Source organism: Fulvivirga sp. AWR4_260 (genome assembly GCF_056158185.1).
The window spans coordinates 2554899-2566858 of record NZ_JBSWSU010000015.1; the positions used below are offsets into that span (position 1 = coordinate 2554899).

At 36.4% G+C, this 11960-nt stretch carries 10 protein-coding genes; 8 read left to right on the forward strand and 2 right to left on the reverse strand.

Annotation, left to right across the window (positions count from 1 at the left end):
* The first annotated feature begins 18 nt into the window (after nucleotides 1–18).
* The 3 genes from ACXACQ_RS17080 to ACXACQ_RS17090 all read left to right on the forward strand — a co-directional run bounded on the left by ACXACQ_RS17080 (nucleotide 19) and on the right by ACXACQ_RS17090 (nucleotide 6130).
* Nucleotides 19–2223: a PepSY domain-containing protein gene (locus tag ACXACQ_RS17080; protein WP_474977180.1), complete on the forward strand. Its 2205-nt coding sequence runs from the start codon at nucleotides 19–21 to the stop codon at nucleotides 2221–2223.
* On the forward strand, nucleotides 2223–3059 hold the full coding sequence (locus ACXACQ_RS17085) for an alpha/beta hydrolase (protein ID WP_474977181.1): 837 nt from the start codon (nucleotides 2223–2225) through the stop codon (nucleotides 3057–3059). The genes ACXACQ_RS17080 and ACXACQ_RS17085 overlap by 1 nt, the downstream gene beginning before the upstream one ends.
* A gap of 206 nt (nucleotides 3060–3265) precedes the next feature.
* Complete coding sequence (locus ACXACQ_RS17090) at nucleotides 3266–6130, forward strand: eCIS core domain-containing protein (RefSeq protein ID WP_474977182.1); 2865 nt, start codon at nucleotides 3266–3268, stop codon at nucleotides 6128–6130.
* A gap of 87 nt (nucleotides 6131–6217) precedes the next feature.
* Here the strand turns inward: ACXACQ_RS17090 and ACXACQ_RS17095 are convergent, their stop codons facing one another.
* The gene (locus ACXACQ_RS17095; RefSeq protein ID WP_474977183.1) at nucleotides 6218–6850 is read right to left on the reverse strand and encodes a DUF1349 domain-containing protein; all 633 of its coding nucleotides are present in this window, start codon (nucleotides 6848–6850) and stop codon (nucleotides 6218–6220) included.
* Between the two features lie 190 nt (nucleotides 6851–7040).
* On the opposite strand from ACXACQ_RS17095, the gene ACXACQ_RS17100 reads away from it, so the two are divergent.
* On the forward strand, nucleotides 7041–7802 hold the full coding sequence (locus ACXACQ_RS17100; protein WP_474977184.1) for a response regulator transcription factor: 762 nt from the start codon (nucleotides 7041–7043) through the stop codon (nucleotides 7800–7802).
* 194 nt (nucleotides 7803–7996) lie between these two features.
* Here ACXACQ_RS17100 and ACXACQ_RS17105 read toward each other — a convergent pair whose 3' ends face one another.
* Nucleotides 7997–8242, reverse strand: coding sequence for a hypothetical protein (locus tag ACXACQ_RS17105; protein ID WP_474977185.1), 246 nt, complete (start codon nucleotides 8240–8242; stop codon nucleotides 7997–7999).
* A 447-nt stretch (nucleotides 8243–8689) separates the two neighbouring features.
* Between ACXACQ_RS17105 and ACXACQ_RS17110 the strand changes: the two genes are divergently transcribed.
* From ACXACQ_RS17110 to ACXACQ_RS17125, 4 genes are all read left to right on the forward strand, one after another.
* Complete coding sequence (locus ACXACQ_RS17110) at nucleotides 8690–9358, forward strand: class I SAM-dependent methyltransferase (protein ID WP_474977186.1); 669 nt, start codon at nucleotides 8690–8692, stop codon at nucleotides 9356–9358.
* Between the two features lie 205 nt (nucleotides 9359–9563).
* On the forward strand, nucleotides 9564–10358 hold the full coding sequence (locus ACXACQ_RS17115) for an alpha/beta hydrolase (protein ID WP_474977187.1): 795 nt from the start codon (nucleotides 9564–9566) through the stop codon (nucleotides 10356–10358).
* Nucleotides 10342–10926, forward strand: a complete 585-nt coding sequence (locus ACXACQ_RS17120; protein ID WP_474977188.1) for a hypothetical protein — start codon at nucleotides 10342–10344, stop codon at nucleotides 10924–10926. Before ACXACQ_RS17115 ends, ACXACQ_RS17120 begins: the two co-directional genes overlap by 17 nt.
* Before the next feature lie 128 nt (nucleotides 10927–11054).
* Nucleotides 11055–11960 carry an SDR family NAD(P)-dependent oxidoreductase gene (locus ACXACQ_RS17125; protein ID WP_474977189.1) on the forward strand — a complete coding sequence of 302 codons (906 nt, stop codon included), beginning with the start codon at nucleotides 11055–11057 and terminating at the stop codon, nucleotides 11958–11960.

Here is an 11960-nt window from a genome sequence, read left to right on the forward strand (position 1 = left end):
ATTCTTTTTTAAATCATTATGATTATTTCTATATGGAGATACAGCCACTTGGTTTTGGCTGTATCTTCTTTTGTTTTTATCGTCATTGCCGCTATTACTGGCATTATACTTTCATTTGAACCTATCTCGTACCAACTTACAGACTACAAAGTAAGTGGTGCTGCACATATCTCTGTAGCCGAAGCACTGAAAGAGATTGACCATCAGTATGATGAAATTTTCAACCTCAAAGTAGACCAAAATGGCCTAGTAAGTGTATCAGCTATTGACAAAGAGGGCAATATGGGTAATTTCTATATTAATCCTTTCGATGGTAATAAAATAGGAGAGGTAGAAGATCAATTACCTCTATTCGAATTTGCCACCAGCTTGCACCGGTCCTTATTTCTTAAAAGCACTGGTCGCTTTTTTATAGGACTTTGTTCTTTTTGCCTTTTGCTGATCGCTATTACTGGAGTTATTCTTATTGTAAAAAGGCAGCAAGGCATAAGGTATTTTCTTAACAAAATCATAAGAGATAATTTTTATCAATACTATCACGTATACTTAGGCAGACTGGCGTTAATACCAATACTTATTATCAGTATTACAGGTTCATACCTGTTTTTACAGCGGTTTTCAATCATTCCTGAAGCCAGTCAACCTTCTTACGACCTGGATTATGAAAACTTAAAAGAAGAGCTCGCTATAAGCCCAACGCAATTCCCTATATTCCAATCTGTATCACTGGAAGAGCTTCGATCTTTAGAGTTTCCATTTTCACCCGATGTAGAAGATTATTACACCATAAAACTCCAAAATAAAGAATTGCTAATTAACCAATTTACTGGTGAAATATTAGCCGAGTCAGCTTACCCAATGGTCAGCCTCTTGGCCGACCTCAGCCTGATGCTGCACACCGGTAGAGGCAGCATCTGGTGGCCCGTAATTCTAGCATTATCAGCAGTAAGTATTTTGTTCTTCGTCTATTCGGGTTTTGTACTCACCTTTAAACGAAAAGCTGTAAAAATTAAAAACCATTTAAAGAAAGACCATTGTAAATACATCATCTTGGTAGGGTCAGAGACCGGAAGCACCATACCTTTTGCCATGCAACTGCATCAGCAGCTACTAGAAAATGGAGAGTTATCATACATAACAGAAATGAATAAATATGAGCACTTCAAAAGCATGGAGTACCTCATAATAATAACTTCTACCTATGGACAAGGAGAGGCTCCTGCCAATGCCAATAAGTTCATGCAGAGATTCCAACAGTATGCGCCCACGCATAGTGCCAAATACTCAGTGGTGGGATTTGGCTCATTAGCTTATCCAGACTATTGTCAGTTCGCTATCGAAGTAGATCAAATGCTGGCGCAGACTCAAACCACTAACCAATTGACTCCTCTGCATAATATTAACAACCGCTCATGGGAAGCCTTTAGACAATGGGCTCGTCATTTCGCAGAAGCCTCTAACCTGAGTATAGCTTTACCAGCTAAAAACCCTGTAGAACTAAAAGCTAAAAAGACATTATCATTTGAAGTTATAGATAAAACAGATGCTAAAACCAGCCCAGATGACACATTTTTGATAGAGCTGGCTTACAGTGCAAATGACATTAAATCTGGTGACTTGATTGGCATTTACCCTCCCGAAGAACATGAGCGCTTGTATTCTATGGCCGTTATGCCTCAGGGCAATATTTTACTAAGCGTAAAAAGACATAAGCTTGGAGTATGCTCTAATTATCTCAATGATTTAAACATTGGAGAAAAGATAGAAGGAACAATAATAAAAAATAAGAACTTCCATTTTCCTACAAAAGCCAAGCGCGTAATACTCATAGGTACCGGCACAGGTTTAGCTCCGTTTTTAGGAATGATGTCTCAAAATGCTAAACAGATAGAAACACATTTATACTGGGGAGCAAGAACTGAAAACTCCCTATTGCTTTACCAATCACATATCAATAACGCCTTAAAAGAAGGACGACTTAAAAGCTTTAAACCTGCCTACTCCAGAACTAACACCGCTAAAACATATGTACAAGACCTGATTTATAAAGATGAAGCCTTAGTAGCACTTACTTTAAAGGAAAAAGGTGTGATTATGATTTGTGGCTCCATTGCCATGCAAAGAGAAGTAACTAATGCCCTAGAAAATATATGCTTCAACTTTAATAAAAAGAAGCTAAGCTATTATCAAAATAAAGGGCAAATAAAAATTGACTGTTATTGATGATGAAATATTTAACTATTATAATTTTTTGCCTAGTTAGTCAATATAGCTTGGCCCAGTCTACCGATAGCCTTTTAACAGTGGGCAGCAGAAAAAACCTATATTCAGAGGTACTACAAGAAGAAAGAAGCTATTGGGTACACTTGCCTGATGATTATGCCACCAGCAGCCAAAGCTACCCGGTCATATACCTACTTGACGGTGAAATGAACTTCCTTCCAATGGTAGGAATCTGCTCATTTTTGCAAGGAGGCCGAAGATCATCTGTTCCTAATGCGATTATTATAGGCATAGAGAATACACACAGAACAAGAGACTTTACTCCTACAAAGGCCATCAGCAAGAAGGGAGCTGCCACGCTCACCAACAGTGGGGGTGCTGATAATTTTATTTCATTTTTAAAAAATGAGCTTATACCTGAAGTAGGTAAAAAGTATAGGGTAAATGATCAGCGGATATTGGTAGGGCACTCTTTTGGAGGACTACTAGCATTGCATACTTTAATGAGCCAACCAGAGGTTTTCTCAAAATATTTGGTGCTAGATCCCAGCCTATGGTGGGATGGAGGTATCTTACTGAAGAAAGCTCAACAAGAAGGCTTTAAAAATTCAAAGCTCACTTTATATTTAGCGAGAGCAGGTAAACGTCATGGACAAAATATTGAGGGGGAGGATGCCAAAAACCTACAACAACAACTTGTAGAATCATTACCCATAGAAAGTAACAACCTAACTATGAAATGGCATTTTGACAATTTTGAGAATGAAACCCATGGCAGTTTATTTCTTGTGGGAGCCAGCAAAGGATTGGTTTATCTTTTTAAAGAAGAACATTAAAGTAAAATTAATACCTAATACATTGCTCGTGTTTACACTAATACGCGAGCAATAAATTTATCTCCTATTCAACATGACAATTTAAATATTTATTAATACATTTAAATTCCCAAATTATTCAACCAGTCAAAGCACGGTAGAGTTTTCCCCAAACTTATTACTCCGCTCATGATATCCGAAGGCTAAGGCGCTAATTTTTATTAGATATGTCTAGTCATGTAGAAAAACAACAAGACAGTAATGTTAGGTTAAACACTAACATTACAAAAAAAGAACAAAAAACTCAAAGCCAAGGACTTAGATCTGCGTCAGCAGCTCAACAAACCGCCAATAAGAGCAGCTATGTTAGCCAATTGCAAGCCATGCAACAAATGGCCAATAGCAGCCCATACGTGACACAGCATAATGCCATTCAACGTAAGGCTAACAACAGCTCAGCTAGCCAAAAACACACACAACTACAGGCTTATGCTGATAAGCACACCAATAACCAATATCCAATAAAGCAAAGAGAAAACAACACCGGTTTACCTAATAACTTAAAAGCAAGAGTAGAAAACCTTTCAGGATACTCTATGGACGATGTGAAAGTACATTACAATTCTGATAAACCTGCACAATTGCAAGCCGATGCATATGCACAGGGTACGGATATTCACGTTGGGCCTGGTCAAGAAAAGCATTTGCCTCATGAGGCCTGGCATGTAGTGCAGCAGAAGCAAGGAAGAGTAAGCCCCACCATGCCAATGAAAAAAAATGGTGATGAAAATGGTGATGAAAATGATGATGGATTAGAGAAAGAAGCAGATGAAATGAGCAATCAGATGTCTCAAAACGCTGAAATTTCAACTCTTGAAGAACAAACTGAACAAGAAACTATAGACGGTGATGCCAATAGAAGTACAATAGATGAATTCCTCACATGGTTTGAAGGATCAAAACCCGAAAAAGATGATGACAAAGAATTTAATATCAAGCAATTTATAGAATTTCAAAAACGCCTTATTAATAATGAGGAAGATATAACTACTATGGGACCTGAGTTTGAATTTGCAAAAGTAAATCCTGGAGGCTTAGAGCCACTCCCCATACATGAGGAACTACTCAAATCTGCAGAACAAATAAATGATCTCCCATTCGTTTTTGAGACTGATGCAGGGAATGTCATTGAGGCAGCCTTTCCTCCATTTATTATTGGAAAAAAAAATGAAGACTTTGATGTAAAGGTTTGTCGTGCAATGAGAATTACAAGCCATATAGAAAAACACCTAAAAAGTTTAGGTGAAAACATAGCACAAAACAATGGGAACTTAAGTGATTTAAAAGCAGAAATTGAAAAAGATTTTGGTATTAATCTTCAGCCACAAAGCAAATATACCAAAGATAATTATGCGGATATGAAAGTTCTGCGTTTTACGAAAGGTATCGGATTATTCTCTAATGAGTTCATTACTAGTGATGAGGTAACAAACGCACAAATTAATATTACTATGGGGTTAGATGTGCTTGATAGTTTATTAAAGGGTGCTACTACCACTAACAGGGGACAAGATCATATGAAAAGAAAAGTAGCAACTACTCAATGGCTACAAAACAAACTCAATCCAGAAGACAAACATGTTGATATATTGGCATATTATATCAGCCAAATTCCGATGATGGCTTTGCAAAACCTAATGGTTAAATCTCGTAGTGTAAATTCAGGACGAGTTGACTTTAAGAAAGACACAGTCAATGCCACCCTACTATCAAAATTATCAAGCATTAAAGATTTCATGGGCTTTTGGGTAAAAGCAGGATTAAATGATATGATTAAAGTAGATAATGGCATTAACAATTTATTGAAAAGAATAGAAAAGAAACAATTAACTGAATTTTTATTGGAAGATGATAGCTTTAAAGATCTCAGCAAAACCTATATGCCGTCATTAGTAAATTTTGATAATGGAAGTGGAAATGTAAAAACTGAGTCCTATAAACAAATGGTGAATTCTATTATTGACGGCATGTATAATATGTCTGAAAATATCCAAGACTCAGAAGATACCAAAGCAGTTGATATTATGCCTGATAAGGCTAAAAGTCAGGATGAAAATTCGTATACAAAATATTTAAAAGGCGCGGATGATAAAAACCATGCAGCTCCCTTTATGACTCGCCCCGATACCCATGTTAGCATTCCTAAAGATCAATTTCTAGTTGAGGTAAGAGGCTTAAATAAGGGCGTACTAAGCAATGATAGTCTCCACAAATTCTATATGCCAGGTTTTAGAAAAAGCAATGATTGGCAAAATGATACATTTGTAAATTATGATGACCTATCTAAAAATAAAATAAAGGAGCAGGGCGGAGCCAAAACCTTTAAGTCTGCTGAAAATGACATTACGCTTAAATATACTACTAGTGATGGGATAACTATTCATTACGAGAATTCAGAAGAAGCTGATAAAAGATATCCTCGCGATATTATGCAACAATTAGACCCTGACAAGGTAATTATTCTTAATGAAAACGATCAGCTTTTCGAAGCACTGACTGTGCAGTTAGGCAAAGAAGGTGAAACCATAAGAATAAAAAAGAATCAGGTTGATAGGTTTATGCTTTCATTCAAAACATATATCCGTGCTGCACTCAGAAATAGAGCATATGATGCCCTTGGCGACCGAGATAGTAAGTATAAAGTTTTATGTACCAGCAATATTCTAAGAATAGAAGTATTGAGGAAAAAAGAGAATCGATGGAAACTAAGACTTCATAAAAAGGAAATAGATAGAAGCTATGTTGAAAAAATTAAAAAAGAAAGCGCTGATGGAAAGACTAAATTCTATTTCCCGAATAACAATCAAACCATTGAACTTGAATCAAACTCGGATGCAATAGATTTCGAAAAATTTATTGAAGATCGTTTAGCTCCGCCACAGGATGAAATTACAGAAGAAATTAAGGAGAGTGATAAAAATTCAATTAAGTACTTTACTAGTCCACTAGAATTTAATGAAACGGAAGAGGAAATTGATAATATTGACGAAAATTCAATAGAGGACTTTAGCAGTATAGAGGAAGAAAGTTAATTATCCATAACAATACTAAAATTGGCCTCTATTACCATCAACAGAGGCCAATTTAAAATCATATTTATAATTAGTCCGTTTCAAACATCACTGGTGTTTTTCTAACCATTCTAATCTTCTTTGGTCGGGCAGATGTTTCACTTCAAAGTTCTCAAACTTTGCTTTAAAGCCATCTCCATCTGGGCTTGCGGCCATGAGCCCCACCATCACAGGCGTGTTATCTTTAAGGTGCGCATTTCTCATCATGGTATAAGTCTTATCATCATAAGAGCAGAAAATTTCTACTGCATCTAGCCGCCTAACCGCCTTTATCCAAATAAACTTGGGTTTGTCATTTAATGCTATTACACTCCAATCACTGGTATGATGAGTAACCACAGTACTTAAATTGTACTTACCATCTACGTATTCAATACCAAACTTAATGTAGTTTTCATGGTCTATACGCAGCATTAATCCCATTTGATCAAACCTAGATTTATACTCGCCAGTTATCTTTGCTTTTACTTCAAACTCACCTCCATATGTGCCATAGTAAAATGGAGCATCATCAACAGTGAAACCATAATGCGAAATGCGCCAATAATCACTTTGTGGTGTCACGGACATGATAAGGGCATTGTCTTTAATTTCCCATTCTTGAGGCTCATTAAACCAGGTCATTTTTTCTAGCCGCTGCGCCACATTATTTTGAAATGAGCCGGCCGTTAGTACCAGCATTGTTATAAGTGTTAATATTCTAATCATAAGTTTTATAATTGGTGGTAAATAAGCCGCACATACTATGTCATATGTCGGGCATCTAAACTTTAAATGAAACATATTTCATGCATGAATAACCATTAAAATGATAACTTCACAAAGCTAAATGCAGCACAAATGGCATTCAATAGTTATAAATAACCATATAATGAACATCAAAGCCAAGCTTGATAAAGTACTTCTTGGGCAATCTTTTGAGTCTACAAATGAGTCTACAACACTACTTAAATATAAATTAGTGGCCCAACACTATGCAGAAGTGGAAAATGCCATAGCTGTGCTTTCAGACCTAAAAACAAACCAGAGTTCAATTTATTACGGTGGCCTAAGCTCTATAATATTCGAAAATAGCAACGCCTTGCAAGGTGAGATTTCATCCATATGGGAAGACGAAATACTCAATAGAATGCACCCAGATGATTTGAAGAAAAAGCAGGCCTTGGAATATTACTTTTTCCATTATTTAAAAGATGTACCTACAGATGAAAGCCCGAACTACTATACGGCCATTAACCTGAGAATAAAGAATAAGACCGGAGATTACATAAAAATTTTACATAGAATGTTTTATGCTACCGAAGGTGATAACGTAAGACTGGCTTTGTGTATTTATAATGCCTCGGGCAAAAGTTTAAATACACTTATTCATGAAAAAGGAGTGATCATTAATTCTATAAATGGTACAACACTCCACTACAATGAACTCAGCAAAAACGACATACTTTCTTCGCGTGAGAAGGAAGTTCTTCTGCTTATTTCGCACGGAAAAATGAGTAAACAAATAGCAGACGCATTGAGTATTAGCCTAAATACAGTGAATAGACACCGCCAGAATATTCTGCAAAAGCTCAATGTTAAAAATTCAACAGAAGCTTATCGGTTAGCCCAAGCATTGGAATTGATAGAGTAGGAGGGGAATGGATTGTCAAGACAGTAATTACTTCTTAATATTAGTACCTAACTGTTAATAAAACATTATAATTCATACCGCGCCACCGCTGCATTGAGGCATAAGTTATTATACATTAATAATAAATAATAACTATACAACAACAGTTATACTCCCCAGAGTCATACTTCATGGCTCTGAGGAAGCATACTCATTTAGATACTTTTAAATAACTCATCGAAGAGTTTGGCAGCGGCATCTGTAAATTCAAAATTTCCTCTTATATACTCCAGTGTTCGCTTCTCAGTATCTGTAACTGAATGCCCATCTTTAGCGGATTTAAATAAATCTTCCACTTCATCTTTTGAAAGCTTTCCTTCTCCTTTACCGGTTGTATGTGCCTTAGCTAATTCCATTAGCTCTTTTTCGTAGCTAACACCATCAATTGATATGTATGCCATACTTTAAATGTTTTTGTTTATTGTTTACTGAATTTAATTAATTTCTCCTTTAAAGACTATCTGATCTGCATAAAATTTTAAGATTAAATCAAAAAATATATTAGCTCCACCCATATAAATTACCCTTAGGTCAAAGACAATCACACGTATCGCAATGCTTACCTTTTTCCTACATCTTCCTATCAGGTTAGTTCTATATTTTAATTAATTTAATACCATGAAATGACGAGATCGCTATTTAAAATGTCATATATAATTTTTATTGTACATAAACCTTACTTCCTATAAATCATAAGTGATGAAATGAAATCTGATTACCGCTATAGTGGCGAATTTTCCCTCTTTGAATTTTCTGATAAGTATAATTTGAAACAACAAACCAATGCTGCTAAAAGCAGCCTATAATTATTGTATATCAATAGATTAAACATATAACCGCATAATAATATGGATACAGTAGAATTATTTGAAAACGAAAGGGCTACCGGCTATAATCAGTTTGTAGAAACCTGGATTCCGAATTATCATTATTTCTTAGACAGCTTACCACAGATTTTAAGCCCGATACCTGACAAGAATTTATTAGTAGTGGGCTGTGGCACTGGTAACGAAATGGAAAGATTTGTAAAAACAACTGAAAAATGGACAATTACAGGTGTAGATCCATCGCCAGAAATGATACAGCAGGCCAATGAAAAGCTTAAGAACTATGACAGTGTAACGCTAATTAATGGTTTAGTATCTGACTTACCACGTGATAAAACCTACAATGTGGCTACACTTTTATTGGTTTTGCATTTTCTTGACGACAACGGCAACAAGCTAGACTTACTCAAAGACATTGCCAACAGGTTGACATCAGGTGCGTCCTTTGTGATGTTGGATATAACGGGCAGTAAAAAGCAACTACAGGAAAACCTTCAAGTGCTTAAACTGCTTTTACCATCAACGCTCGAAGAAGGTGAAATTAATAACCGCCTAGAGCGCATAGAAACCGAACTTTTTGCTGTATCTGAAGGTAGGATAGAGGAGTTGCTACAGGAAGCCGGTTTTGAAAAACCAACTCGATTTTTCCAATCTTCTATTTACATGGGATGGTTGACTAAAAAGAAATGAGGCATTAAAACCATAATCCTCCGCGATAAAAGATACAACCTAAGTAGACAGTTCTCATTATCAGCCTCTTGCACCCTAACGATAATTCCGGTATCTTAATAAGAAGGTGCCTTCGCTATTTACCATATGGAGATGGATTTTGGGGCTGCTTACTATTTTATGCTAACCACATAAAGCTCGAATAAGAAACCAACAACTAGGCGAAATGAGAGTATTTTTATTGATAACCATTTGCGCATATTCACTTTGTAGTTGTGAAAAAGATGATTTAGATATTGTAGGTGAAACCGAAGAGTTTACAATCTACTCTTCAATTATAAATGACACCTATCCAATTTTTATTTACAAGCCAACTAATTATAATTCTACACTTTCCAATCAATTAATTATTGGTCTTGATGGCGAGTTCAGGTTTAACGAAATAGCCAACATCATATCTGAAAAATCAAAAAAAGGAATGCTGCCGCCTTGTATTTTTGTAGGTGTAGGAAATTCCGCTAAGAGAAACCGCGATTATACGCCTACCCAGTATGAACACGGAGAGGGAGGCGCTGCTAATTTTTACGCATTCTTAAAAAACGAACTCATACCTGAACTTGAATCTAAATACAGTATTGATAGCCTCAACACGAAAACTCTAATCGGAAACTCCTTTGGCGGGCTTTTCACCCATTTTGTAATGTTCCAAAACAGACGAGACAACCCCTTTAATAAATTTATAGCCATAGGATGTTCATTTTGGTTTGACTCAGGAGTAATTTTTAAATACGAAGAAAATTATTCATTGAATAACTCAGATTTGGACGTAGTGTACTATTCAGGCATGGGAACATTAGAAGGCGGTGTAAACCTGGGGTCTTTTGCAGAAATGCGTGAAAGACTAGAAAGCAGGGAATATCCTCATTTTTTAATGAACGCAGAGTTTATAGAAAAACATGGCCACTCCGGGGCGGCCAAGATTGGATTTAAAAATGGGCTAGACTATGTATTCAAAAATTAAAGTTTGCTGTGCCACTTTTATAATTTGTACTTTCTCTTTAACTGTTTTATATGCCCAAGAAGCAAAACAAAATAACAATACATACGAAATTGGGCTGATTGCTGCTGGAGATGAATCAATCTATTATGGTGCATACGGTAAATATACCATCCCTCTATCAGAAAGCAGAAACCATTTTATTGTGGGAGCGTCATTCACCAGTTACTTTGACTTTAAAGGTGAATCAACTAGTGAAGCGTATCTAAAAAATGATATAGATGCTAGACTGATACCTAATATTCTTGTTGGGTATGCCCTAAACTTTAGCCAATTTCAATTGAATTTTGAGGTTCCCTTGGGTATGAGTTTAGCCATTACGAAAGGCACATTAGTAAATGAAAAAATTGGCTTTGAACACGATTATTCCAACCATGAAGCATTTTTCAACTACGGTATTGCTTTAGCTCCCAAATATAGATTTACTACTGCTAGTCAAATTGGCCTATATGGATTTTTACCCTTGGTCAAAGACAAAGCTCAATCGGGATATCAGCTGGGCATTAACTATACTAAAGCTATTAAGCATTAAAATAAATTCACCTTATATGTCTTGGCTATCATTGTGAGCCATACAGACAAATAAATTGAGCTATACGCGCAAGTAGTAAATGTACCGTGACTTTACCTTTGTTACTCACCGATATAACATTAGAGTCAATGAAAGTAATAGTTATGACAGGAGCCACTTCAGGTATTGGAGCTGAAGCACTAAAGCACCTCATCCAACAACCCGATACATTAATAATTGTAGGAGCACGGGGCAAAAACCGCGCAGTACCAAAAGGCTGTGAAGTGCTGCCCCTCAACTTGTCGTCTTTAGAAAGTGTCCGTGCTTTCGCCAATAGTATAAAAAACAGATTAGCCAGTGCGCGTATTGATATATTAATTTTGAATGCAGGTGCCAATTTTGGCAATAATACAGACCGTACTGTTGATGATTTTGAACCCACATTTGCAACTAACCACCTCTCGCACTATTTATTGGCCCGTTTATTATTCCAAAACATGTCTGATCATGGTAAATTAATTTTTACCACTAGCGACACGCATGACCCTGCGCTATTCCCTTATGGGCCAAAAACCATAGATCCCAAGGCACTTGCCCAGCCAGCTACCCCTAAGGCTTCCAAAGGAATAAAAGCATATGCGGCCTCTAAACTTTGTAATATACTAACCGCAAGATACTTTGCAGAACATGACCAAATAATTGCAAAAGACATTACAGTCATAGCTTATAACCCAGGCGCAACCACAGGCACCTCATTAGGAGGAAATCAGTCCGCTCTGATGAAGTTTATTATGATGGTAATTCTTTTACCTTTGATGCGGTTTATCAGTCTTTTTAAAGCTCAGTTTTATGTAGGTAATGCAGAGCGTGCTGGCGAAGCGCTTGCCGAGCTCTCATTAGGAAAAGTACTAATGCCAACGGGTAAAGTATATGCTTCACTAGTAAAAAAGAAAATTACTTTCCCAAATCCATCAAAACTAGCACAAACTGATGAAGCAAAAGATTCATTGTGGAAAGAAAGTGCCCGAATGGTAGGGTTGCCTATTAAATTTTAA

Excerpts from the sequence above, each read along its gene's own strand:
- ACXACQ_RS17080 (WP_474977180.1), top strand. The coding sequence starts at position 19 with ATGATTATTTCTATATGGAGATACAGCCACTTGGTTTTGGCTGTATCT.
- ACXACQ_RS17125 (WP_474977189.1), top strand. The coding sequence starts at position 11,055 with ATGAAAGTAATAGTTATGACAGGAGCCACTTCAGGTATTGGAGCTGAA.
- ACXACQ_RS17120 (WP_474977188.1), top strand. The coding sequence starts at position 10,342 with ATGTATTCAAAAATTAAAGTTTGCTGTGCCACTTTTATAATTTGTACT.
- ACXACQ_RS17100 (WP_474977184.1), top strand. The coding sequence starts at position 7,041 with ATGAACATCAAAGCCAAGCTTGATAAAGTACTTCTTGGGCAATCTTTT.
- ACXACQ_RS17095 (WP_474977183.1), bottom strand. The coding sequence starts at position 6,850 with ATGCTGGTACTAACGGCCGGCTCATTTCAAAATAATGTGGCGCAGCGG.
- ACXACQ_RS17115 (WP_474977187.1), top strand. The coding sequence starts at position 9,564 with ATGAGAGTATTTTTATTGATAACCATTTGCGCATATTCACTTTGTAGT.
- ACXACQ_RS17105 (WP_474977185.1), bottom strand. The coding sequence starts at position 8,242 with ATGGCATACATATCAATTGATGGTGTTAGCTACGAAAAAGAGCTAATG.
- ACXACQ_RS17085 (WP_474977181.1), top strand. The coding sequence starts at position 2,223 with ATGATGAAATATTTAACTATTATAATTTTTTGCCTAGTTAGTCAATAT.
- ACXACQ_RS17090 (WP_474977182.1), top strand. The coding sequence starts at position 3,266 with ATGTCTAGTCATGTAGAAAAACAACAAGACAGTAATGTTAGGTTAAAC.
- ACXACQ_RS17110 (WP_474977186.1), top strand. The coding sequence starts at position 8,690 with ATGGATACAGTAGAATTATTTGAAAACGAAAGGGCTACCGGCTATAAT.